This is a genomic window from Tardiphaga sp. 839_C3_N1_4 (assembly GCF_051811045.1).
Taxonomy (GTDB): Bacteria; Pseudomonadota; Alphaproteobacteria; order Rhizobiales; family Xanthobacteraceae; genus Tardiphaga.
Genome location: NZ_JBPWQD010000001.1, coordinates 3,985,631 through 4,007,938 on the forward strand (window position 1 = coordinate 3,985,631; position 22,308 = coordinate 4,007,938).

22 protein-coding genes and 1 tRNA gene are annotated in these 22,308 nt (G+C 61.6%); 6 read left to right on the top strand and 17 right to left on the bottom strand.

What is annotated here, in order from left to right; genetic code table 11:
• Positions 1-53 precede the first annotated feature (53 nt).
• The 5 genes from rpoN to AB8A38_RS19050 form a co-directional block, all read right to left on the bottom strand.
• On the bottom strand, positions 54-1,730 hold the full coding sequence (rpoN, locus tag AB8A38_RS19030; RefSeq protein WP_439087057.1) for an RNA polymerase factor sigma-54: 1,677 nt from the start codon (positions 1,728-1,730) through the stop codon (positions 54-56).
• A 90-nt stretch (positions 1,731-1,820) separates the two neighbouring features.
• Entirely contained in the window at positions 1,821-2,834 is a 1,014-nt protein-coding gene (gene lptB, locus AB8A38_RS19035) for an LPS export ABC transporter ATP-binding protein (protein ID WP_439087058.1), read from the bottom strand.
• Between the two features lie 197 nt (positions 2,835-3,031).
• The gene (locus tag AB8A38_RS19040; RefSeq protein ID WP_439087059.1) at positions 3,032-3,706 is read right to left on the bottom strand and encodes an LptA/OstA family protein; all 675 of its coding nucleotides are present in this window, start codon (positions 3,704-3,706) and stop codon (positions 3,032-3,034) included.
• A 5-nt stretch (positions 3,707-3,711) separates the two neighbouring features.
• Positions 3,712-4,461 carry an LPS export ABC transporter periplasmic protein LptC gene (gene lptC / locus AB8A38_RS19045; protein ID WP_439087060.1) on the bottom strand — a complete coding sequence of 250 codons (750 nt, stop codon included), beginning with the start codon at positions 4,459-4,461 and terminating at the stop codon, positions 3,712-3,714.
• Positions 4,462-4,637: 176 nt separating this feature from the next.
• A complete protein-coding gene (locus tag AB8A38_RS19050) occupies positions 4,638-5,252 on the bottom strand; it encodes a ribonuclease D (RefSeq protein ID WP_315839987.1) in 615 nt (204 codons plus the stop codon).
• Positions 5,253-5,414: 162 nt separating this feature from the next.
• Here AB8A38_RS19050 and AB8A38_RS19055 point away from each other — a divergent pair, with 162 nt between their 5' ends.
• On the top strand, positions 5,415-6,251 hold the full coding sequence (locus tag AB8A38_RS19055; protein ID WP_439087061.1) for an NYN domain-containing protein: 837 nt from the start codon (positions 5,415-5,417) through the stop codon (positions 6,249-6,251).
• On the opposite strand, the gene AB8A38_RS19060 is transcribed toward AB8A38_RS19055, so the two are convergent.
• The 3 genes from AB8A38_RS19060 to AB8A38_RS19070 are packed head-to-tail and all read right to left on the bottom strand — an operon-like array spanning position 6,233 to position 8,719.
• Complete coding sequence (locus tag AB8A38_RS19060; protein WP_439087062.1) at positions 6,233-6,613, bottom strand: cupin; 381 nt, start codon at positions 6,611-6,613, stop codon at positions 6,233-6,235. The two genes, AB8A38_RS19055 and AB8A38_RS19060, sit on opposite strands and share 19 nt — an antisense overlap.
• A 24-nt stretch (positions 6,614-6,637) precedes the next feature.
• Positions 6,638-8,137 carry a 4-hydroxyphenylacetate 3-hydroxylase family protein gene (locus AB8A38_RS19065; RefSeq protein WP_439087063.1) on the bottom strand — a complete coding sequence of 500 codons (1,500 nt, stop codon included), beginning with the start codon at positions 8,135-8,137 and terminating at the stop codon, positions 6,638-6,640.
• Between the two features lie 51 nt (positions 8,138-8,188).
• Positions 8,189-8,719 carry a flavin reductase family protein gene (locus AB8A38_RS19070; RefSeq protein ID WP_231078599.1) on the bottom strand — a complete coding sequence of 177 codons (531 nt, stop codon included), beginning with the start codon at positions 8,717-8,719 and terminating at the stop codon, positions 8,189-8,191.
• A 202-nt stretch (positions 8,720-8,921) separates the two neighbouring features.
• On the opposite strand from AB8A38_RS19070, the gene AB8A38_RS19075 reads away from it, so the two are divergent.
• Complete coding sequence (locus AB8A38_RS19075) at positions 8,922-9,461, top strand: MarR family winged helix-turn-helix transcriptional regulator (protein ID WP_158596735.1); 540 nt, start codon at positions 8,922-8,924, stop codon at positions 9,459-9,461.
• A gap of 27 nt (positions 9,462-9,488) precedes the next feature.
• Here the strand turns inward: AB8A38_RS19075 and AB8A38_RS19080 are convergent, their stop codons facing one another.
• Genes AB8A38_RS19080 through AB8A38_RS19110 form a run of 7 tightly spaced genes read right to left on the bottom strand, consistent with a single transcriptional unit; the run spans position 9,489 to position 17,688 of the window.
• The gene (locus AB8A38_RS19080) at positions 9,489-10,178 is read right to left on the bottom strand and encodes a response regulator (protein WP_439087064.1); all 690 of its coding nucleotides are present in this window, start codon (positions 10,176-10,178) and stop codon (positions 9,489-9,491) included.
• Positions 10,175-12,895 carry a DUF4118 domain-containing protein gene (locus AB8A38_RS19085; protein WP_439087065.1) on the bottom strand — a complete coding sequence of 907 codons (2,721 nt, stop codon included), beginning with the start codon at positions 12,893-12,895 and terminating at the stop codon, positions 10,175-10,177. The genes AB8A38_RS19080 and AB8A38_RS19085 overlap by 4 nt, the downstream gene beginning before the upstream one ends.
• A gap of 40 nt (positions 12,896-12,935) precedes the next feature.
• Positions 12,936-13,541, bottom strand: a complete 606-nt coding sequence (locus tag AB8A38_RS19090; RefSeq protein ID WP_439087066.1) for a K(+)-transporting ATPase subunit C — start codon at positions 13,539-13,541, stop codon at positions 12,936-12,938.
• 11 nt (positions 13,542-13,552) lie between these two features.
• On the bottom strand, positions 13,553-15,676 hold the full coding sequence (kdpB, locus tag AB8A38_RS19095) for a potassium-transporting ATPase subunit KdpB (protein ID WP_439087067.1): 2,124 nt from the start codon (positions 15,674-15,676) through the stop codon (positions 13,553-13,555).
• A 21-nt stretch (positions 15,677-15,697) separates the two neighbouring features.
• Complete coding sequence (kdpA, locus tag AB8A38_RS19100) at positions 15,698-17,401, bottom strand: potassium-transporting ATPase subunit KdpA (RefSeq protein WP_315839979.1); 1,704 nt, start codon at positions 17,399-17,401, stop codon at positions 15,698-15,700.
• A 28-nt stretch (positions 17,402-17,429) separates the two neighbouring features.
• Positions 17,430-17,519, bottom strand: a complete 90-nt coding sequence (locus AB8A38_RS19105) for a K(+)-transporting ATPase subunit F (RefSeq protein ID WP_081421711.1) — start codon at positions 17,517-17,519, stop codon at positions 17,430-17,432.
• A 10-nt stretch (positions 17,520-17,529) separates the two neighbouring features.
• Positions 17,530-17,688 (bottom strand): hypothetical protein, encoded by a 159-nt coding sequence (locus AB8A38_RS19110; RefSeq protein ID WP_315839978.1) that lies wholly within the window; start codon positions 17,686-17,688, stop codon positions 17,530-17,532.
• Positions 17,689-17,899: 211 nt separating this feature from the next.
• On the opposite strand from AB8A38_RS19110, the gene AB8A38_RS19115 reads away from it, so the two are divergent.
• From AB8A38_RS19115 to AB8A38_RS19125, 3 genes are all read left to right on the top strand, one after another.
• Entirely contained in the window at positions 17,900-18,358 is a 459-nt protein-coding gene (locus AB8A38_RS19115; RefSeq protein ID WP_410001756.1) for a hypothetical protein, read from the top strand.
• Positions 18,359-18,472: 114 nt separating this feature from the next.
• A complete protein-coding gene (locus tag AB8A38_RS19120) occupies positions 18,473-19,396 on the top strand; it encodes a 2-dehydro-3-deoxygalactonokinase (protein WP_439087068.1) in 924 nt (307 codons plus the stop codon).
• Positions 19,393-20,028, top strand: a complete 636-nt coding sequence (locus AB8A38_RS19125) for a 2-dehydro-3-deoxy-6-phosphogalactonate aldolase (RefSeq protein ID WP_439087069.1) — start codon at positions 19,393-19,395, stop codon at positions 20,026-20,028. Before AB8A38_RS19120 ends, AB8A38_RS19125 begins: the two co-directional genes overlap by 4 nt.
• A 151-nt stretch (positions 20,029-20,179) precedes the next feature.
• Here the strand turns inward: AB8A38_RS19125 and AB8A38_RS19130 are convergent.
• Positions 20,180-20,266: transfer RNA gene (locus tag AB8A38_RS19130), tRNA-Leu, on the bottom strand.
• Positions 20,267-20,429: 163 nt separating this feature from the next.
• On the opposite strand from AB8A38_RS19130, the gene AB8A38_RS19135 reads away from it, so the two are divergent.
• Positions 20,430-21,398 carry a complex I NDUFA9 subunit family protein gene (locus AB8A38_RS19135; RefSeq protein WP_439087070.1) on the top strand — a complete coding sequence of 323 codons (969 nt, stop codon included), beginning with the start codon at positions 20,430-20,432 and terminating at the stop codon, positions 21,396-21,398.
• 45 nt (positions 21,399-21,443) lie between these two features.
• On the opposite strand, the gene AB8A38_RS19140 is transcribed toward AB8A38_RS19135, so the two are convergent.
• The gene (locus AB8A38_RS19140; protein WP_439087071.1) at positions 21,444-22,253 is read right to left on the bottom strand and encodes an undecaprenyl-diphosphate phosphatase; all 810 of its coding nucleotides are present in this window, start codon (positions 22,251-22,253) and stop codon (positions 21,444-21,446) included.
• Positions 22,254-22,308: the final 55 nt, after the last annotated feature.

Sequence of the window (22,308 nt, forward strand, 5' to 3'; positions counted from 1 at the left end):
GCCTCGATTCTTCTGCCTTGAACCGACAGTATCCCGTTTCCACGGGAGTGCAATCAAGCTGGTGCAGTGTCGCGGGATCGGTCGGGTGTCCTATCGGACGGAGTGGTGGGTGCCGTGAGTGCATTGCCGAGCATACTCTGCTTGTCGCGGCGGCGCTGGACCGAAGACGGGATACGCATGGCTTCACGGTATTTGGCAACGGTACGGCGCGCGATATCAATTCCGGCTTCGCGCAAGCGTTCCACGATCGTGTCGTCCGAAAGAATAAGAGAAGGACTTTCTCCATCAATCAATTGCTTGATGTGATGTCGCACCGCTTCAGCCGAATGCGCTTCGCCACCATCAGCCGACGCTATCGACGCCGTAAAGAAGTATTTCAATTCAAAGCTGCCGCGATTTGTCGCCATGTATTTATTGGCGGTAACGCGCGACACCGTCGATTCATGCATTTGAATGGCATCAGCAACCGCCTTGAGATTCAGCGGCCGCAGATGCGCAACACCCTGCGTGAAGAAGCCATCCTGTTGCCGGACGATCTCGGTCGCAACCTTCAGGATAGTACGCGCGCGCTGATCAAGCGCACGCACCAGCCAGGTCGCGTTCTGTAGACAATCAGTGAAGTAAGACTTGTCGCCATCCTTACGGATCGTTTTCGACAATTCGGAATAATAAACCTGGTTCACGAGAACACGCGGCAGCGTGTCGCTGTTCAACTCGACATGCCAGCCGCCATCGGGACCCGGCCGCACATAAACATCAGGCACCACGGTCTGTGTCCGCGCCGAACCAAACTTCAGACCGGGCTTCGGATCGAGCCTTCGAATCTCGCCGATCATGTCGGTCAGATCTTCGTCGTCGACGCCGCAGATTTTTCTGAGATTGCCGATGTCGCGCTTGGCAAGGAGATCGAGATGCTCGACCAGTGCCTGCATCGCGGGGTCGTAACGGTTCTGTTCACGCAACTGGATTGCGAGACATTCGCTGAGGCTGCGCGCGCAGACCCCCGGCGGGTCGAATTTCTGCAGCGCGCCGAGAACGCTTTCGACATCGTCAACAGAGGCGCCCAGCCGCTCATGCACATCGCCGAGATCTTGCGGCAGGTAGCCGGCCTCATCGACGAGATCGATCAAATACTGACCGATCATGCGCTGCGCGGGCGACGAGAACGCCACCGCTAGCTGTTCGGCGAGATGGCTGCCGAGCGTCACCTCGGCGGCAACGAAGGCCTCGAGATTGTAACTATCGTCGTTGGAAGCGCCGCCCCCCCATTCGGTATAGGCGGTCGGAGCAGCGTCTTGTGCGTTGCGTGCGGCGGCTTCGGCCGGCTCTTCGGAGAAGACGTTGTCCAGCCCGGTATCCAGGGTCTGTTCGATCTCGGCGCGGGTGCCGAGCTCCCGGTTCATCCACTCGTCGGGCGCCGGCGCATCGAAGCTGTCGCCGCCTGAACGATCGGAAAAATCGGTATGGTCGCTGCCATCGTCGTGGCCGGAGGCATAGCCCGCCTCGTCCTGGCTCGAAAACTCGCTGCGCTCGGGGCTGGCCTCGCCGGCCACCGGCGGCTCAGGACCGTCGCTGGCGCGTTCCAGCAGCGGATTGCGCTCCAGTTCATCTTCGACAAAGGTTGCGAGATCGAGATTCGAAAGCTGCAGCAGCTTGATGGCCTGCATCAGCTGCGGCGTCATCACCAGCGACTGGGATTGCCGGAACTCTAGTCTCTGCGTCAGCGCCATGGAGGCAAAAACCGATCCAAAAGTTGGTCCGTTTCTTGCTTATCTCTTTCCCGGCCTGATGTACACGGCTTGACGAATTGTAAATTTGGTCTAGAGGCGGAATTCCTCGCCAAGGTAAAGGCGACGCACGTCCGGGTCAGCCACGATCTCCTCTGGAGATCCTTCCGTCAGGATTTCACCAGCATAGACGATGTAAGCGCGGTCTGTCAGCCCCAGCGTTTCACGCACGTTGTGGTCGGTGATCAGCACGCCGATGCCGCGATTGGTGAGGTGGCGGACCAGGTCCTGAATGTCGCCCACCGCGATCGGGTCGATGCCGGCAAAGGGCTCGTCGAGCAACATGTAATTCGGCCGCGTCGCCAGCGCGCGCGCAATTTCAACGCGGCGGCGCTCGCCGCCGGACAGCGCGATCGACGGCGACTTGCGCAGTCTCTGGATGTTGAACTCTTCGAGCAGCCCGTCGAGCTCGCGCTCGCGCTTCTTGCGGCTGGGCTCGACGACTTCCAGCACCGCACGGATGTTCTGCTCGACCGTGAGGCCGCGGAAAATCGAGGCTTCCTGCGGCAGATAGCCAATGCCGAGGCGCGCACGCTGATACATCGGCAGCTGGGTGACGTCGTGGCCGTCAAGCTCAATGGCGCCGCTGTCGGGCTTGATCAGGCCGGTGATCATGTAGAACACCGTGGTCTTGCCGGCGCCGTTCGGTCCGAGCAGGCCGACGGCCTCGCCACGACGAACATAGATGCTGACGCCGCGGGTGACCTGGCGTGAACCGAAGCTCTTTTTCACATTATGGACGGCCAGATAGCCCGCACGCGGGGTCGCTTTCGGTGCGGCGGCACCATTAGTTCGGGGCCGCGGCGACGCCTTGTCCGGACGGCGGGCGGGCGCAGGCTGCGGTGCACGCGGCGCCTCCCCCCGAGCCTGCGGAACCTGGGGGATATCGGCCGGAGCGGTACGCGCCAGCGGCGGTGCCTCCCGGCTCGGATTCAACATGTCGCCCATGCTGTCGCTGAGCGCGGTAATATCAACCGGCGAGCGCGCAAAACCCTGCGGACCGCGTTTCGGAGCGCGCCGACGGAACATGCCGAGGAAATCAACCATTCGCGCTTCGATTAGCCTCTAAACGTCATCCGCGCCAGTTCGCGGCATGTTCGATCACTGGGAACAGCATGGCGGACTAGATGTCCCTTGCCCAGCCGAACGCCAAGCCTTCCATGTCGATTAAAACAATGGCGATAGCGGGTTACGGGGCCAGTTTCAATCGGATCCGGCTCGCTCACATTGGTAAACCCTTATATTTACTTGGGTTTTCCGCCTCCAGGCCCAGGTATGATGGAGGTCGGGCCACTACCACCCTTCTGCTGGCCGGATGACTCGAACATGCCCTGAACCCTGCCGCTGTTAGATTCGACGCGTGAGGTGCCCGTAGTCATATCCACGGTCAGACGATCGCCGCGCAGCACATTCTTGCCCTGGGTGAGCACAACATTGCCCTGCATCGTGACGAGATTGGTCCGGGTGTCGAACACGGCCGTCTCGCCGGTGACGACCTGGTCTTTCTGGGTGACGATGACGCCGCCGCGCGCTTCGAGCCGCTTGATCGCCGACGAGCCGCCCGGCCCCGGCTGCGCCGCCTTGATCGGCGTCTTGGGCGCAGCCTTGGCAGCCGGCTCATTCGCCGCGCCGCCGCCATCATAAAAGACCACGAGCGTCTTCGACTTCATCGTGGTGTCGCCCTGCACGACCTTCACATCGCCCGCGAAGGTCGCTTCCTTTTTCTTGTCGCGCATTTCCAGCGATGCGGCTTCGATCTGAATGGGCTGATCGCGATTCTGCGAGAAGCCCTGCATCGCATTCGGCACACCCTGCACCGCGCTCTGCGCATGTGCGTCGCCTGCTAGAGCCAGCACGAGTACGGCGATCGCAGCGCCGGTCACCCCGCGGAATCGGACATTGCTTACGGGAAAAATCATCACATTCATTTCGCGTTGGCGCGCTTGCCGTTGGCGGCCCGCGGTTTCACGGGCTCCGGCACGACTTCAGGCTCTGCCACGGTCTCAGGCTGTGCCGTAGCATCCGGCGAAGGCGGGTCCATCTTCAGGTTCATCGACACACCGCCTTCGAACCGAACCAGCTCACCGTGTTCCGTGATGCGCATCCGTTGCCCGAGCAAAGTGCCGTTGAGAAGTTTGACGTCGACCGGCTCGTCCGACGTGACTGTGCCATTGGCAATATCAATGTTCGCCTGTGTCAGCTTGGCTTCGTAGCCGGTCGTCGTTTGCAGGAAAATGTCCTGATACAGATAGAGCATCTGCGATTTCGAATTGAACTTCCCGGTGCGGGCATCCATCGTCATCGTCGACTTGTCTTCCATCATCACCTTGGCGCGCAAGGTTGTCAGTTCGACATTGTCGGGATCCGTCAGATCCTGCGTCGCGGCCTTGGCCCATAGCTCATATGGCCGCCCGTCCGGCGAAAAACCGGCCAGATGCGGCGTCTCCATAGTGATTTTGGTCCCCGAAACGACCAGATTGCCCATGTCGAGCGGCAATTTGGCGAGGATCCGGAACGGATTGAAGATCGACACACCGACAATTGCCGCCATCGACAGGATCACGACGGCAGGGACAGCAATCCGCAGCAGACGCACCAGACGGCTATGGCGTGCCGCGGCCCTGAACCGCGCATCCATGCCCGCCTGATAGCTGGGAATCTGAACTGAACTCACCGTCGCTCCAACGGGCCATGCCGAAAAGGGCCACACCGAAAGGCCTGCCAAACCGGCGCCAGTCTACGCTGAAATGCACCAGTTTGCAGCCCCGCCCCACCAGAACGAGGAGTATGACCGAAACGCGGCGGGAGGGACCCTGAACTGTTTCAGAAAGTCACTTCGCCGCAGGCCGGTCACGAATGAGCGAAAATGTCCTCGTTTTCCCAACCCGAAAGGTCGAGTTTGGCCCGGGTCGGAAGGAAGTCGAAACAAGCCTGCGCCAGTTCGGTGCGGGCTTCGCGCGCCAGCATGACGTTCAGCCGCTCGCGCAGCCCATGCAGATGCAGCACGTCCGACGCCGCATAGGATAGCTGGGCCTCGCTGAGGGTCTGACTGCCCCAGTCGCTCGACTGCTGCTGCTTCGACAGATCGACGCCCAGGACTTCACGGACCAGATCCTTGAGACCATGCCTGTCGGTATAGGTGCGGCACAGGCGGGAAGCGATCTTGGTGCAATAGACCGGCTCGGGCATGACGCCGAGCGCGTTGTAGAGAGCGGCGAGATCGAACCGCGCAAAGTGAAAGATCTTGGTCACCTTGGGATCGCCGAGCAGCTTCTTCAGGTTCGGCGCGTCCGTGTGGCCCATCGGGATCTGCACGACATCGGCACTTCCATCGCCGGGCGAGAGCTGCACCACGCATAGCCGGTCGCGATGCGGATTGAGACCCATGGTCTCGGTGTCGATCGCAACTGAATCGGTGTAGCGGCTCAGATCTGGCAGATCGCCACGATGCAGGCGGATGGTCATGGTCTCAATTGCCTCTTTCAGCGCCCGCGATTCGCGGGATTTGGGTGACTTTACCGCGCAATGGCCGGGCTGACGAGAGATACGCTCCCTCAGGTATGTTTCGCTTGCAGCAAAAAGCTGACAGACTGAGCGGGCCATTCATCCAGCGGGCAGGGGTTGCAGATGAACGTCGCACAGCAGCGTTTGCCCCGTTTCGCAGTCCTGATCGATGCCGACAACACGTCCCCACAGATCGCCGGAGGCTTGTTCGAGGAAATCTCCAAATTTGGCGAAGCCAGCGTTCGCCGGATCTACGGCGACTTCTCAAGTCCGCAGCTCAGATCCTGGGCCGACATCCTGCAAAAGCACGCCATCGATCCTTACCAGCAGTTCGCCTACACAAAGGGCAAGAACTCATCCGACATCGCGCTGGTGATCGACGCGATGGACCTGCTGCATAGCGGGCGGTTCGACGGCTTTTGCTTGGTGTCCTCCGACAGTGACTTTACACGTCTCGCCTCACGGCTGCGCGAGCAGGGCGCTGACGTCTACGGCTTCGGCACGCGGAAAACACCCGAGAGTTTTCGGCAGGCATGCCGGCGCTTCATCTATACGGAGAACCTGAGATCCGAACGCGCGACGGCAAGCACGGAGCAACCATCAAAGCCGGCAGCCTTGCAAAGCCCCGCTGCCGCAGTTCCCATTCTGGAAAAAGTGGTATCCCAACTGAGCAACGAAGACGGCTGGGTCAATCTGGACCGGGTTGGAGAACAACTTCCGAACACCGTGTCCGACTTTGACGTCCGCACCTACGGCTTCAAGAAGCTGAGCGACCTGGTGCGCAAAATGGAGACATTCGAGGTCGGAGAGGGCTCGACCGGACGTTTGCGACTTCGGATCAAACCGAAGACGGCCACGCCCGCCGAGGAGAAACCTTCCGAAGAAGCAGCGGTCGCGCCACGAAGAAAGCGCGCCGCCATCAGGAGAAGGCGCGAAACGGCTCAGGCCGGGTCGAAATAGTGGATTTCCATCAACACGCAGCCGCCAACCGACTTGAACGGGCCGTGATAGGCGCCGGGCGGACGGCAGGCATAGGTGTTCGGCTTGAAGGACTCGCCGCCATTGCCCTGCTTGTCATTGCCGACGATCAGGTCGCCGGTGAACAGGAACACTTCTTCCCAATATTCGTGCACGAACGGCTCGGTAGTGTAGACGCCCGGCTCGAAGCGCAGCAGGCGGGTGCGGCTGCCACGCCTGTTCACTTCGTCGAGCGCCCCCGACAGGATCTTCTGCTGGATGCCTGCCGGATAGCCCGCGGGCGTCTCCCATCCCGAAGACATATCGACGGCACGGAATTCATCGTGAAGTTTATTGATGGCCATGGTCAGTGTTCCTGAGGGGACAGATCAAGCGACAGCGCGCGGCGAGGCAGCCGGCGCCGTTGAGGTGGAGACTTCATCGGCAAGGTCATAGCTGGACAGCATCTTGTCGAGCAACGCCGCCGATTTCATCCAATCATAAGTCCGGAATGCATGGCCCTTGGTGACGAAGGTCGCGCCCGCAAAAAACATCTCGTATTGCGAGTGACGCGAGGCGAATTCGGAGCCGACCGCATCCCAGGCCAGCTTGTAAAACTTGACCTTCTCGGTCGCGCTGGCGGCAGGGGACTGCTGGGTCTTGCCGATCAGACGCGCCAATTCAGGATTGGCGAAGTCCTTCACCGAGGACGGCAGCATGATCATGCCGCCGCCAGCGAGTTCGCGCAGGGTGTTGATGACCTTGGAATAGAGCTGCTGGGTGAGGACCTGTGCCGAATACAGCATCGCCCGGTCCGGCACGTAATAGGCGCCGCGCTGGGTGCCCTTGGTCTCCATCGCGACGACGAAGGCTTCGACCATCGACACTTCGGCTGCGAGCTGGCCGAGCATTTCCTTGACCTGCGGGAAGCCACTGATGCCGTTGGTCTCGGCGGTCCGATGCGCGATCCCGATCAGGAAGCGCAGCTTCACCGAGAGCCGGATCATGGCCTGATAGTTCTGATACACATGCGCCGGGGTCGCATGGAACTGCTTCTGGCACATCGCGATGTCATCGACGATGAACACGCGATCCCACGGCACCTTCACATCGTCGAAGTACAGCACGGCATCGTTTTCATCGAAGCGACTCGACAGCGGATTGTCGAACACCGACGGCGATGCGGCTTCATAGGACTTACGTGACAGAACCTTCAGACCCTTGGTGTTCATCGGAACCGCGAAAGACACCGCGTATTTCTCGTCGCCGGGCTGCAGCGGCTGGATACAGGTGACGAACACCTCGTTGGCCATGATGCCGCCGGTGGCCAGCATCTTGGCACCACGGATCGTCAGGCCCTCGGCATCGCGCGACACCACGCCTGCTGACAGGAACGGATCGGCCTGCTCGGCCGCGCTCTTGGAGCGGTCGGCCTGCGGGTTGATGATTACATAAGTGAGGTAGAGGTCGTTGTCGCGAGCGTAGCGATAGTAATCCGCCAGCGCCTTGGCGCGATCCTTGTTGTAGGCCTCGAAGACTTCGACGCCCATATACATACCAGCGATGCAGGAGGCGACGTGATCCGGCGCGCGGCCCATGAAACCGGCATGCAGCTCGGTCCAGGCTTCCAGCCCGCGGCGGCGATTGACCAGCGCATCATAGCTGCCGGGCAATTCCCAGATCCGGTTGGCGCGGGTGCCGGTTTCGGTCTCGAAAGTCATCAGCTCGCGATTTTCCGGCGCGCTCTGGAAATCGAACATCCGTCCGATCGAAGCCACCGCCCCCCGGAACGCCGGATGGGTGGTCACGTCATCCACCAACTCGCCATCGAGATAGATTTCACGGCCGTCGCGCAGGCTCGCGATGTGCTGTTCGCCGGTCTTGATCATGGGTTGCCTCGATCACTTTCAGTCATGGGTAGCATTTTCAGGTGCGTTATTTCAGTAGTGCATCGGCAGCGGCCATTCTGGGCTGCGCTCGGTACTTGCAAGGCTGCGATAGGCCCCACGGAAGAAGACCAACGGCTCGTTGGCCGGATAGGCGCTGAACTTCACCACCTGGCCGACGAAGATCACATGGTCCCCGCCGTCATATTGCGCGTATGGCGCACATTCGAAGTGTGCGAGCGCGCCGGCGATCAGGGGCGCCGCCTCATGGCCCAGCGTATGTTCGACCGCCGCCCACTTGTCGCCGAGCGCCCTGGCGAACTTGTTCGACAGATGCTCCTGATCGCGGCCGAGGATATTCACGGCATAGCCCTTGGCCTCGGTCATCGCCTTGAGGCTGAAGGCCTTGCGGTCGATCGAGAACAGGATCAGCGGTGGGTCCACCGAGACCGAGTTGAACGAACTCATGGTCAAGCCGATCGCCTGGCCATCAGCCGCTTCGGCCGTGATTACGGCGACGCCGGTGGCAAACTGTCCGAGCGCCTGTCGGAAGGCGCGGGGATCCACGTCCGCAGTGGCGCCCATGGTCATCTCCTGATCGCGAAACCTGAACGACGCGCATTAGCTTTATAACAAAGCTATATTATCGAACGAAAGCTCGCGCTGTCAAGCATGGCTGGCCCGCTATCAAAACGCACTGGTTCCAACTTGTTTGTGCGTAACGCCGCCGCTATACGACTCATAGGTGTGCGGGGACCTGATGGCGATTAAGAGCAAATCACGTAAAATGAAGGTAGAACCGACGATTTCGCGGCCACAATTGATGGTCGACGGATCGGATCGGGCTTTCCGTCAATTTGTCCATGACACATTGGCGTTTTCGGCGCGGCTTCAGGCTGTGCGCGGGCAACTCGGCGCAGTGATCGGCCTGTCCGGCACGCAATACACCGTGCTGATCGCCATTGCTCATTTGAGCGGCACGGATGAGAAGATCGGCGTCAATCAGGTTGCCGAGCACCTGCACTTCAGCGGCGCGTTCATTACGATCGAGATCAACAAGCTGGTATCAAACGGCCTTGTTGAAAAAGAGACCGATGAGGAAGACCGCCGCCGCGTCATTCTGACCATCACGCCGAAAGCGCGCGCGCTGCTCAATGAATTGGCACCCGTTCAGCGTCCGGTAAACGATATGCTGTTTCGCAGCATGTCGGCTGCGGATTTCGAGCGAACGCGCAAGTTGATGTCGGAGATGGTGGACGCCGCCGACGAGGCGATCCGGCTGCTGGATTACAACGCACCGGCATCGGTCGCCCGGCAGACCAAATAACCCACCGTTTGACGGGTTTGCCGCTGGCTATTCGCCGGCGCGCAGCCGATAGCCGATACCCGTTTCGGTCAGGACGAATTGCGGGCGCTCCGGATCAAGCTCGATCTTTTGACGCAACTGGCGGACATAAACGCGCAGATATTGCGCGTCGGTGAGCTCGTCCCACAATTCCTTCAGCAGAAACCGGTGAGTCAGCACCTTGCCGGCATGCTGCACCAAGACTCGCAGTAACTCATATTCCTTCGGGGACAGCTTCACATCGCGGTCACCGACCTTGACGATGCGGCGCACCAGATCGACCGACAATTCGCCGGATCGGAATACCGGCCGCTCGCCATGAACCTGCAGCTGATGCCTGAGAGCGGCCCGCATGCGCGCCAGCAGCTCATCCATGCCAAACGGCTTGGTGAGATAGTCGTCGGCACCGAGATCGAGCGCCTGCACCTTGCCGGCCTCGTCCCCGCGGCTCGACAGCACCACGATCGGCACGCTGTCATCGCGCGCACGAATCATCTGCAGCAGATCGTGGCCCTGGATGTCGGGCAGGCCGAGATCAAGGATGATCACGGCTGGTTTCTCCGCCAGTTTCTCCAGCGCGATCTTGCCGTTGCTGGCCTCCAGGATGTCATAGCCCTGGGTGCTGAGGCCCATGCGCAGCAATTTGCGGATCGGCGGCTCATCATCGATGATCAGGACCTTGATGGCAGCGGTGTTCATGCGGCGGTGTCCAGAGCTTCGGAGGCCGGCGGGATGGCAAGGCGGATGGTCAGCACGGCGCCTGATCGGTCGGCGCGGTTGGTGGCCGAGATCGTGCCATGCATTGCCTCAACAAAGCCCCGCGAGATCGCAAGGCCGAGGCCGGTACCCGCCCGAACGTGATCGCCCTTGTTGGCGCGATAGAATTTATCGAACACCTGCTCGAGATCGGCGGGTGGAATGCCTGCCCCCTCGTCCGTCACCTGCAGCGAGACCGAGTCCGCATCGCGCATGGCCCTAATCGTGATGGTGGTGTCATCCGGGGCATATTTCGCGGCATTATCAAGCAAATTGAACAGCACCTGCTCGAACAGTACCGCATCAAGCTCCAGCATCGGCAGGTTTGGCGCCAGATCGAGCGCGACGCGATGCCTGCTGAGGATCTTGCCGGCCCGACGCAGCGCGCTGCCAACTATCTCGGTGAGATCCTGAAGCGTTGCATTGGGCACCACGGCACCGGACTCCAGCTTGGTCATATCCAGCAGATTGGCGATGAAGCGGTTCAGCCGCTCGGATTCGTCGATCACTGTGCTGAGCAGATCGGCCTTCTCGGCCTCGCTGAGCTTCGGCGACAGATCGCGCAGTGTGGAGGCCGCGCCAAGCACGGAGGCCAGCGGTGTCTTCAGATCATGCGAGATCGAGGTCAGCAGCGCCTGACGCAACCGATCGGATTCGACGTTGCGCTCGGCGCGATCCATGTCTTCGACGAGTTGTACGCGCTCGATAGCGAGTGCGCTCTGATCCACAAGCGCATCCAGCAACCGGCGTTGGTCCGGCGTCAGCAGCGGACCTGTCCGGTCATCGTCGATGCCGATCACACCGATCGGTCCACGGCCGGTGCGCATCGGCAGAAACAGCCGCTTCGCGCCGGGCAATGTCTCGGAGCCACGACCGGCCGGGCGATCATTGCTCCAGGCCCAGTTGGCAGCGGCCAGATCCGCCTTGTCCAATTCGTCCTCAGGGGGATAGCCGGCCTTGACGGTGATAACGCCCTGTTCCGGCAGCAGAAGAACGACGCGCACCTTGAGCATCAATGCGATCTGATAGGCGCTCGCCCATAGCACGTCGTCGAGTGCCGCCGTGCCAGCGAGCTTGCGGCTGAACGCGTAGAGCGACTCGGTCGTCCGCACGCGGCCGAAGGCCGAGACGGCCTGCGTGCGTACCCGCGCCGCGACATTGGACACCAGAATGGCGATCAGCATGAAGAAGAAGAACGCCGCGACATTGGTCGGATCGGTGATGGTGAGCGTGTAGACCGGCGGCAAGAAGAAGAAATTATAGCTCAGCGATGCCACGACGCTCGCCAGCAGCGATGGCCAAAGGCCGAAGCGCACGGCGACGCCGACCACGGCAGTGAGAAACATCAGATCGACATTCTCGATGCCGAAGACCGGACGCAACAGCGTTGCAGCCCCAAGAGCCACCGCCACGACCGCAACTGCTGCGATATAGGGCTTTGCGTCGAACGGCTCGACACGATCGGTCATCTGCGCACGCTTCGCGGCGGGTTCGACCGGCAGTGCATCGCCAGCGATGACATGCACGCTGATATTGCCTGCGCGCCGGACGAGATCATGGACCACCGAACCGCGCACCAGCTCGAACCACCATGACCGCGATGCCTTGCCAATCACGATCTGGGTGACGTTATTTGCATGGGCATAGCCGAGCAAATCGTCGGCAATCCGCCGTCCAGCCCCCGGAATCATCAGGGCTTCGGCGCCAAGCACTTCGGCGAGCCGCAGCGTATCGGCCAGCCTGTCGCGATGCTCCTCCGTGAGCTGAAGGCTGCGCCGCGTTTCGATGCTGACTGCCGTCCATGGCGCATGCAGGCGATCGGCAAGACGCTTGGTGTAGCGCACCAGCCCGGCTGATCGTGGGTCCTCACTGATACAGACCAGAATGCGTTCACCGGCAGCCCACGGGCCGGCAATGGCATTGGCCTGCATATGCGTGAGCAATTGCTCATCGACCCGGTCGGCAGTCCGTCGCAACGCCAGCTCGCGCAACGCCGTGAGATTGCCAGGCGAGAAATAATGTTCCAGCGCGCGCTCGGCCTGTTTGGGAACGTAGACTTTGCCTTCCTTCAGACGCTGAATCAGATCGTCCGGGGTGAGGTCGATCAGCTCGATGGCGTCCGCCCGATCGAACACCGAATCCGGCACGGTTTCGCGCACCCGCACATGGGTGATCTGTGCGACCACATCATTCAGACTTTCGATGTGCTGGATATTGACCGCCGTATAGACGTCGATCCCTGCGGCCAATAATTCCGCGACGTCGAGATAACGCTTGGGATGGCGGCTGCCCGGCGCGTTGGTATGAGCGAGTTCGTCCACCAATGCGATCTGCGGCCGCCGTGCGATCAAGGCATCGAGGTCCATTTCCTCGAGGACTTGACCCTTGTGATCGATACGGCGCCGAGGAATAACTTCAAGACCCGTGAGCAGCGCCTCGGTCTCGGCGCGCCCGTGGGTCTCGACCACGCCAACCACCACGTCGACGCCCGCCTTGCGCCTGGCATGGGCGCTTTGCAGCATCTCATAGGTCTTGCCGACGCCGGGGGCGGCGCCGACAAAAATCTTCAACCGCCCGGCCGCACCTTCCTCGCGCCTTGCTGTTTCCAGCAAGGCTTCAGGCGAAGGTCGTTGGTCGGGATCGCGGCGCTGATTTGCCATAAGGCAATATAGTCTCCGCTACGGCTGCGGCCTAGACGACCTACTTGGGTGCGGCGGCGTCCAGCGCGAGATTCAAGGCGAGAACGTTAACGCGCGGTTCGCCCAACAGGCCGCCGAGGCGGCCCTCGACCTTTTCGGTCACCAGCTGGCGGACGCGGTCCTCCGGCAGCTTACGCGCCTTGGCGACGCGAGGCACCTGAAACAGCGCCCCCTCCGGCGAGATGTTGGGGTCGAGGCCGCTGCCCGAGGTGGTGACGAGATCGATCGGCACCGGCATCGATGGATTCTCCGCCTTCAGCTTCTCGACGTCGTCCTTGACGCGGTCGATCAGCGCCTTGCTGGTCGGACCGAGATTAGAGCCCATCGAGTTCACCGCGTTATAGGGCTGCGGCACGGTTTTGGTAGAATCCTGCGGATCGGGACCCAGGGTCGCGGATGGGCGACCGTGGAAGTATTCGTCGCCCTTGAACTCCTGACCGATCAGGGACGAGCCGACAACCTTGCCGTCCCGTTCGATGAGGCTGCCTTGCGCCTGGTTCGGCATGATCGCTTCGGCGACGCCCGTCATCGCGAGCGGATAGCCGAGGCCAGCGATGGCGGTGAGGCCGAGCAGCAGAACGATGGCCGGGCGAATTTCTCTCAACATAACGTAACTCCTCAAACCAGGTGCAAGGCGGTGACGACGAGGTCGATCGCCTTGATACCGATGAACGGAACGATGATGCCGCCGAGGCCATAAATCAGCAGATTGCGGCCGAGCAATGCGCCGGCGCCGATCGAACGATAGGCGACGCCTTTCAGGGCGAGCGGGATCAGCGCAATGATGATGATCGCGTTGAAGATGATAGCCGACAGGATGGCGCTCTGCGGGCTCGCCAGCTTCATGACATTGAGCGCTTCAAGCTGCGGATAGAAGGCGAGGAAGATCGCCGGGATGATGGCGAAGTACTTCGCCACGTCATTGGCGATCGAGAACGTGGTCAGCGCCCCCCGCGTCATCAGGAGCTGCTTGCCGATTTCGACGACCTCGATGAGCTTGGTCGGATTGGAGTCGAGATCGACCATATTGCCGGCTTCACGCGCTGCCTGCGTACCGGTGTTCATCGCAACGCCCACATCGGCCTGCGCCAGTGCCGGCGCGTCGTTGGTGCCGTCGCCGCACATCGCCACCAGCTTGCCCTTGGCCTGCTCGTCGCGGATGAGCTGCAGCTTGTCCTCGGGTGTCGCCTGCGCCAGGAAATCATCGACACCGGCTTCGGCTGCGATGGCTGCAGCGGTCATCGGATTGTCGCCGGTGATCATGATGGTGCGGATGCCCATACGGCGCAGCTCCGCGAAACGCTCACGGATGCCGCCCTTGACGATGTCCTTCAGATGGATGACGCCGAGCAGCTTGCCATCGCGCGCGACCGCCAACGGGGTGCCGCCGGCCTTTGCAATCTCGTCGGAGATCGCCTGGATCTCGCGTGCCGTATCCGACATCGCGGCCGGCTGCATCGCACGCACAGTGTTGCCGGACGCCACGGCGAACGACGAGCCACCGTTAACGTAAGCGAGTATCGAATCCACCGCGCCCTTGCGGACCGACGAGCCACCGGCATCGACACCGCTCATCCGGGTCTGTGCGGTGAACGGCACGAAAGTCGCTGACAGTTCGGCCATGTCGCGGCCGCGGATGCCGTATTTCTCCTTGGCCAGCACGACGATGGAGCGGCCTTCCGGGGTTTCGTCCGCGAGCGATGCAAGCTGCGCCGCATCGGCCAGTTCCTGTTCGGTCACGCCGCGCACCGGACGGAAGGCTGTCGCCTGACGGTTGCCGAGCGTGATGGTGCCGGTCTTGTCCAGTAAGAGCGTATCGACATCGCCGGCCGCCTCCACCGCGCGGCCAGACATCGCCAGCACGTTGAAGCGCACCAAGCGGTCCATACCGGCAATGCCGATAGCCGAAAGTAGCGCGCCGATGGTGGTCGGGATCAAGGTCACGAACAGCGCCACCAGCACCACCACCGAGATCGAACCACCGGCATAGGCCGCATAGCTCGGGATCGTCACCGTCGCGAACACGAAGATGATGGTGAGGCCGACCAAGAGAATGTTCAGCGCGATCTCGTTCGGTGTCTTCTGCCGCTCGGCGCCTTCGACCAGCTTGATCATGCGGTCGATAAAGGTCGAGCCTTGCGCCGCAGTGATGCGGACGCGAATCCAGTCGGACAGCACCTGCGTGCCGCCGGTGACCGCCGAGCGATCGCCGCCAGATTCACGAATGACAGGTGCGGACTCGCCGGTGATCGCCGCCTCATTGACTGAAGCCACGCCTTCGATCACTTCACCGTCGGACGGAATGTTGTCGCCGGCTTCCACCAGAACGACATCGCCGACCTTCAGGCTGGTGCCCGAGACCATGCGATAGCTCTTGTCACCGCTGTCGCTGCCGGTGAGCAGCTTGGCCTGGCTTTCGGTGCGGGTCTTCTTCAGCGATTCCGCCTGCGCCTTGCCGCGCCCTTCGGCGACGGCTTCGGCAAAGTTGGCGAACAGCACCGTGAACCAGAGCCAGAGGATGATCTGGAATGCAAATCCCAGATCGCTTCCGCCGGTGATGACGTTCTTGATGAAGATCACCGTGGTGAGTGCGGCGACGACCTCGACCACGAACATCACAGGGTTCTTGATCATCAGTCGCGGATCGAGTTTCGTAAAAGCCGAGCCGATGGCTGGGATGACAATTTTCGAATCGAGCATGGCCGAGACCGGCACCCGCTTCTGCAGTTTCAACGTTTCCATGATGAATACTCCGAAATCCGATCAGAACAGGGTGCTGGCGGTCATCGCGAGGTGCTCGACGATCGGCCCAAGCGCGAGCGCCGGGAAGAAAGTGAGACCGCCGATGATCAGAATCACGCCGATGACGAGGCCGACGAACAATCCGCCGGTCGTCGGCAAGGTGCCGGCCGAAGCCGGGATCGACTTCTTCGCGGCCAATGATCCGGCTAGCGCCATGGCTGGCACGATCATGAAGAAGCGGCCGACGAACATCGAACTCGCCAGTGTGAGGTTGTAAAAGAAGGTGTTGCCAGTGAGCCCGCCGAAGGCCGAGCCGTTATTGCCGGTGGCCGAGGTGAAGGCGTAGAGCACTTCAGTGAAGCCATGCGGCCCAGCATTGGCCATGGAGGCCACGGCCGAGGGCAGCACCACCGACACCGCGGTCCAACCGAGATACATCAGCGGCAACACGAGAATGGCAAGCATCGCCATCTTTACTTCGCGCGCCTCGATCTTCTTGCCGACATATTCCGGTGTGCGACCGACCATCAGACCGGCGACGAAGATCGCCAGCACGACGAACAGCAGCATGCCATAGAGACCGGCACCGACGCCGCCGACGATGATCTCGCCGAGCTGCATATTGATCAGCGGGATCATGCCGCCAATCGCTGTGAACGAGTCATGCATCGCATTGACCGCACCGCAGGATGCTGCCGTGGTGATGACGGCGAACAGGCTGGAGGCAACGATGCCGAAGCGCATCTCCTTGCCCTCCATATTGCCGCCAGTGAGACCGAGTGCATTCAGGCCTGTGGTGCCCGAGGCTTCAGCGCCATAGGTGATCGCGACGCCGGTAATGAACAGCACGCCCATCACGGCCAGGATCGCCCAGCCCTGCCTGGGATTACCGACCATACGGCCGAACACATTGGTCATCGCCGCACCCAGCGCGAAGATCGAGATCATCTGGATGAAATTCGACAGCGCGGTTGGATTCTCGAACGGATGCGCCGCATTGGCGTTGAAGAAGCCGCCGCCATTGGTGCCGAGCATCTTGATGGCGACCTGCGAGGCGACGGGACCGACCGCGATGGTCTGCTTCGCACCTTCCAGCGTCGTCGCATCGACATAGGCGCCGAGCGTCTGCGGAATGCCCTGCCAGACCAGGAACAGCGTGTAGACGATGCAGATCGGCAGCAGCACATAGAGCGTGCAACGGGTGATATCGACCCAGAAATTACCGATGGTGCGCATCGACGACCGTGCAAAGCCGCGAATCAGTGCCACGGCCAATGCGATGCCGGCCGCTGCCGACAGAAAGTTATGTACCGTCAGACCCAGCATCTGGGTCAGATACGACATGGTACTTTCGCCGCCGTAGTTCTGCCAGTTGGTGTTGGTGACGAAGGAGATCGCGGTGTTGAAGGAGAGATCTTCGGCGACCGCGGACTGCCCGGCAGGATTGAACGGCAGCACGGCCTGCAGCCGCATGATCGCGTAGAGACCGAGGAAGCCGACCACGTGGAATAGCAGCATGGCAACCGTATAGGTCAGCCAGTGCTGCTCACGTTTCTCGTCGACGCCACCGATCCAGTACAGCCCGGCTTCGACCGGTCGCAGAATAGGAGAGAGGAAAGTACGCTCTCCATTGAAAACGGATGTCATGTAGCCGCCGAGCGGCTTCACCAGCGCGAGAACCACCGCGCAGTACAGAGCAATTTGAATCCAGCCAATCATTGTCATGTCAGTTGACCTTTTGAGGTGCGCGCGCTCAGAACCGCTCGGGCCGCAGCAGCGCGTAAGTGAGGTAGATCAGCAATGCCGCGGACACGAAGCCGGCGAGCGTGTAATCGAAAATCATGATGCGCTCCTCACAGCCGCTCGCAGGCATAGGCGTAGCCCAGGGTGAGAATGAAAAAGCCGAGCCCGAGGGCCAGCATGACGATGTCCAGCATGGAATGCTCCTGATGCAATGACTGCGGCGGCACGGAGCAGACGGCTCGCGGGCCCGATGCACGATCAGGTGCCATTCAGGACGTAGGTTTTCGAGATGAGGCCAGCAGCGAACTTATAGGAATCTCATAAAGACGCGGCGGGGCGCATGCGCGTGCGCCGCTAGTCCTCGAGCGCTTATGCAGCCTTTATATCTTCGTGCCCGAAGCTGCCTCGTATTCAAATGACGGACTACGGATATTGCATGATGCGGTCTTCCGAAGATCGCGCTGTTCATGGAGACCCGTCATGTCGTTCATCTCGATTCAGCGAACGCCCCTTTGCGATGCGCCATCCGAAACGGCCCCGCTTGACGCTACGAGTTTCACCGCGATCTGCCTCACCACCTGCAAGCGTCTGCCCGCGATGCGTCGCACGGCGGAGGCCCAGCGCCTCGATCGTCTGGTCGCGGCCGGCGCCTGGACCGATGCCGCGCTTGCCTTGATCGCGATCGAACTGCCGCGGTGGCAAGTGCGTCGGCTCGCTTATGACGAAGGTGAATGGCATTGCGCTCTCTCGAACCAGCGTGACCTTCCAGACTGGCTGGACAGCGCCGTCGAGACGCATCACCCAGACATGGCGACGGCGATCCTGGATGCATTTCGCGCTGTTGTTAGCCGCGGAGGCACGCCGCATCTGACGCAAGCGCCCGTGCGCGCGATCCAACCCACCGATTCCGAGCCGATGCTGTGTGAGAATTACTGTTGAGCGAAGAGGGTCGGTGCGCAATGCTGTAGCTCGACCGCCGCGAACGGCCTTCCAACAGCGACGCTTTCGGCTATGCTCGGCACGAATTCGTGCCATGAGAAGCCGGAGCGACGCGTGACATCAGGCAAACCGGCTTTCGTTGCAGTCGATTGGGGCACCAGCAGCTTTCGAGGCTGGTTGATGGCCGCCGACGGCAGCGTGCTTGCGGAGACCCGCGGGCCTGAAGGCATGCTGCATTGCGCGACTGCCGGCTTCGCTCCGGTGCTCGCTAATCACCTTGCCAGACTCGGTGCGACGCAGGACCTGCCCGTGTTGATCTGCGGCATGGCCGGCGCACGACAGGGCTGGATCGAGGCGCCCTATCTGCACACACCGACACGCCTCGACGCCTTGCACGACGGTGCGCAGCGTGTCGACACGCAAGGCGACGTGCGTATCCTGCCCGGCATTGCCCAGGCCGACGCCGCGGCGCCCGACGTCATGCGCGGCGAAGAGACGCAACTGCTCGGCGTGACCGAGCCCGGCTTCACCGGTCTCGTCTGCATTCCCGGCACCCACAGCAAATGGGTCTGGATCGAGTCCGGCAGCGTGGTGTCATTCACGACCTATATGACCGGCGAGCTCTTTTCGGTCATCACTCAACACAGCATCCTGAAACACGCTGTGGATCACGACGCGCCGCCGCCTGTAGCGAATGATGCGTTCCGCGACGGCCTGCAACGCGCGCTCCATGCGCCGGCTGGCTTGACTGCTTCGCTCTTCAGCTTGCGCGCGGCGCAACTGCTCGGCTTCCAACAACAAGCCGACGGCGCGGCACGCCTGTCGGGCCTCCTCATCGGCACAGAAATCGCCGATGCCGGATCGCACTATGGCACGCGGCATCCGGTGCGCCTGATCGGCGCCGGCGCGCTCAAGGATCTCTATGCGTCCGCGCTTGCCGCTGCCGGCTTCGAGGTCGCCATCGTCGATGCCGAACGCGCGTCGCAACACGGCCTGACCAAGGCCGCAATCCATCTTTGGGGAGCTCAGTTCACATGAACCAGCCAATCCGTTGGCCCACCGTGAAGCGTCCGCTCGTCGCCATCCTGCGCGGCGTGCAGCCCGACGAGGTGGAGGGCATCGTCGAGACGTTGATCGACACCGGCTTCGAGATGATCGAGGTACCACTGAACTCGCCCGATCCGTTCGATTCCATCGCACGGATCTGCAAACGATTTGGCGACGACACCCTGATCGGCGCCGGCACTGTCCTCACCGCGGATGACTGCGCCCGCGTCGCTGATGTCGGCGGGCGTCTGATGGTGAGCCCGAATGTCGATGTCGATGTGCTGGCAATGGCAGTGAACCGCGGCATGGTCACGATGCCCGGCGTGTTCTCGCCGACCGAAGCTTTCCTCGCGTTGCGCGCGGGCGCTTCCGCATTGAAATTCTTTCCGGCGTCGATCCTCGGGCCGTCCGGCATCGCCGCCATTTGCGCGGTTCTGCCCAAGGATGCCGTGATTGGGGCTGTTGGTGGTGTTTCCGATCGGAATTTCGCGGGCTATATCGCCGCCGGCATACAGGTCTTCGGCCTTGGCAGCAGCCTGTACCGGCCTGGAATGAGCGCTATCGAGGTGAAGGCGACCGCGCAGGCATCTGTCGTGGCTTATGATCAGGCGATGGCCCGCTAGAAGCAGAGTGCAGTGTCTGTTTGCGGATGTCGCGCGCACTTCGCGGGGGACGGCAGGGCAAGACATCTCCGCGCCCGCAGGCATCGACCGCGCGGCCCCAAACTGTCAAATTCATTGAATTGCTCTGAATATCAGAGACTTAGGAGCACCGTGGTGCCCAGGAAAGGACTCGAACCTTCACGGCCGTTAAGCCACTGGCACCTGAAGCCAGCGCGTCTACCAATTCCGCCACCTGGGCACGTGCGAGGCACGTGGCGCGGTTAGTAGGGGGCCGTTACGCGCTTGTCAAATTGCTTCGTTCAATTCCAAATCCGCTGTACAGGCCCCGCGCGTTGGCGTATCGCGAATTGGTCTAAATTCCCCCGTTTTGCCCTTGCATGACTGACTCAAGGAACTGATCCATGGCTGCCCCCATCGACACCCTCGTTACGGTTTTCGGCGGATCCGGCTTCGTGGGACGCCATGTGGTCCGCGCGCTGGCCAAGCGCGAATACCGGATCAGGGTCGCCGTGCGTCGGCCGGAACTGGCCGGCCATCTGCAGCCGCTTGGCCGTGTCGGACAGATCAATATCGTTCAGGCCAATCTGCGCCACCAGGCCTCGGTCAAGGCCGCAATGCGCGACGCCAGCATCGTCGTCAATCTGGTGGGTATCCTGACCGAAAGCGGCGCGCAGACCTTTGATGCCGTGCAGGCGCGAGGTGCCGGCGCGGTGGCGCAGGCCGCTGCCGAGATCGGCGCACGGATGGTGCAGTTTTCAGCCATCGGCGCCGATGCCGATTCCGAATCGGCCTATGCCCGTGCCAAGGCGGCCGGCGAGCAGGCCGTGCTGGCAGCCGTGCCGTCGGCGACTATCCTCCGGCCATCGATCGTTTTCGGCCCCGAAGATCAGTTCACGAATCGGTTCGCCAATCTCGCCCGGATGGCCCCGGTGATGCCGGTGTTCGGCGCCACGACCAAAATGCAGCCGGTCTATGTGGGCGATGTGGCCCAGGCAGCGGCCGATGCTGTCGACGGCAAGACCAGGCCGGGCGCCACTTATGAACTCGGCGGTCCGGAAGTGCTGACGATGAGTGAAATCATCGACATCATCCTAGCGACCATCGAACGCAAGCGCATGACGCTGCCGGTGCCGACGGCCATCGCCAAGCTTCAGTCCTATTTCCTGCAATTCGCCCCGGGCGACTTCAAGCTGACGCCGGATCAGGTCACAATGCTGCGCGTCGACAATGTGGTGTCGGAAGCCGCCAAGGCGGCCGGCCTGACGCTGGATGGCCTCGGCATCCCGGCCGATTCGCTGGAAGCCATTGCGCCACAATATCTCTGGCGTTTCCGCGCCACCGGCCAATTCGCGCATAACGGCGTGAATTAAATTCCGCCGTCGTCCCCGGCTTTCACGGGGACGACCGCAAAGCTCTTAGTAGCCCAACGCCAGCGCGATCAGGCCGAGCGTGCCGACGATCACGCGCCACCATGCGAACAGCGTGAAGCCGTGGCGCGTGACGTAGCCCAGAAAGCTCTTCACCACGACGATCGCGGTGATGAATGACACCACGAAGCCGATGGCGATGATCATGCCGTGATCGACCGAAAGATCGGCGCGGCTCTTGTAGAGATCGTAGACGAAAGCGCCGACCATGGTCGGGATCGCCAGGAAGAACGAGAACTCCGCCGCTGCGCGCTTCTCGGCACCGAGCAGCATGGCACCGACGATGGTGGCGCCGGAGCGCGACACGCCCGGAATCATCGCTACGCACTGCGCCAGGCCGATCTTCAAATACATCGGCAACGGGAACGTGGTGGCATCGTGATGTACCGGCTCAAGATCGAGCTGATCGACCCAGAGCAGGATCGCGCCGCCGACGATCAGCGAAAAGCATACAACCCACGGATTGAACAAATAGCTTTTGACGTAGCCGCCGGCGGCGGCGCCGATGATCGCGGCGGGCAGGAAAGCAACCAGCACGCCGATCACGAAACGGCGCGCCGCAGCGTCGCCTTTGAACAGGTCCAGCGCGATATGCCACAACTTGCCGAAGTAAAGTGCAAGGATCGCCAGAATGGCGCCGAGCTGGATCAGCACGGCGAAGCTCTTCCAGAAATTGTCCTCGCCCAGATCGAAGAAGCGTTCCGCGAGCAGCAGATGCCCCGTTGAGGAAACCGGCAGGAACTCGGTGACACCCTCGACAATGCCGAGAATCACCGCCCTTATCGCATCAGACATCATCTGCTTATCTGTCCTTCGTCAGTGTTGGCCTGGAAAAGCCTGTGGGCCTGAAAAA

Excerpts from the sequence above, each read along its gene's own strand:
- rpoN (WP_439087057.1), bottom strand. The coding sequence starts at position 1,730 with ATGGCGCTGACGCAGAGACTAGAGTTCCGGCAATCCCAGTCGCTGGTG.
- lptB (WP_439087058.1), bottom strand. The coding sequence starts at position 2,834 with ATGGTTGATTTCCTCGGCATGTTCCGTCGGCGCGCTCCGAAACGCGGT.
- AB8A38_RS19040 (WP_439087059.1), bottom strand. The coding sequence starts at position 3,706 with ATGATTTTTCCCGTAAGCAATGTCCGATTCCGCGGGGTGACCGGCGCT.
- AB8A38_RS19050 (WP_315839987.1), bottom strand. The coding sequence starts at position 5,252 with ATGACCATCCGCCTGCATCGTGGCGATCTGCCAGATCTGAGCCGCTAC.
- AB8A38_RS19055 (WP_439087061.1), top strand. The coding sequence starts at position 5,415 with ATGAACGTCGCACAGCAGCGTTTGCCCCGTTTCGCAGTCCTGATCGAT.
- AB8A38_RS19060 (WP_439087062.1), bottom strand. The coding sequence starts at position 6,613 with ATGGCCATCAATAAACTTCACGATGAATTCCGTGCCGTCGATATGTCT.
- AB8A38_RS19065 (WP_439087063.1), bottom strand. The coding sequence starts at position 8,137 with ATGATCAAGACCGGCGAACAGCACATCGCGAGCCTGCGCGACGGCCGT.
- AB8A38_RS19070 (WP_231078599.1), bottom strand. The coding sequence starts at position 8,719 with ATGGGCGCCACTGCGGACGTGGATCCCCGCGCCTTCCGACAGGCGCTC.
- AB8A38_RS19075 (WP_158596735.1), top strand. The coding sequence starts at position 8,922 with ATGAAGGTAGAACCGACGATTTCGCGGCCACAATTGATGGTCGACGGA.
- AB8A38_RS19080 (WP_439087064.1), bottom strand. The coding sequence starts at position 10,178 with ATGAACACCGCTGCCATCAAGGTCCTGATCATCGATGATGAGCCGCCG.
- AB8A38_RS19085 (WP_439087065.1), bottom strand. The coding sequence starts at position 12,895 with ATGGCAAATCAGCGCCGCGATCCCGACCAACGACCTTCGCCTGAAGCC.
- AB8A38_RS19090 (WP_439087066.1), bottom strand. The coding sequence starts at position 13,541 with ATGTTGAGAGAAATTCGCCCGGCCATCGTTCTGCTGCTCGGCCTCACC.
- kdpB (WP_439087067.1), bottom strand. The coding sequence starts at position 15,676 with ATGGAAACGTTGAAACTGCAGAAGCGGGTGCCGGTCTCGGCCATGCTC.
- kdpA (WP_315839979.1), bottom strand. The coding sequence starts at position 17,401 with ATGACAATGATTGGCTGGATTCAAATTGCTCTGTACTGCGCGGTGGTT.
- AB8A38_RS19105 (WP_081421711.1), bottom strand. The coding sequence starts at position 17,519 with ATGATTTTCGATTACACGCTCGCCGGCTTCGTGTCCGCGGCATTGCTG.
- AB8A38_RS19110 (WP_315839978.1), bottom strand. The coding sequence starts at position 17,688 with ATGGCACCTGATCGTGCATCGGGCCCGCGAGCCGTCTGCTCCGTGCCG.
- AB8A38_RS19115 (WP_410001756.1), top strand. The coding sequence starts at position 17,900 with ATGTCGTTCATCTCGATTCAGCGAACGCCCCTTTGCGATGCGCCATCC.
- AB8A38_RS19125 (WP_439087069.1), top strand. The coding sequence starts at position 19,393 with ATGAACCAGCCAATCCGTTGGCCCACCGTGAAGCGTCCGCTCGTCGCC.
- AB8A38_RS19135 (WP_439087070.1), top strand. The coding sequence starts at position 20,430 with ATGGCTGCCCCCATCGACACCCTCGTTACGGTTTTCGGCGGATCCGGC.
- AB8A38_RS19140 (WP_439087071.1), bottom strand. The coding sequence starts at position 22,253 with ATGATGTCTGATGCGATAAGGGCGGTGATTCTCGGCATTGTCGAGGGT.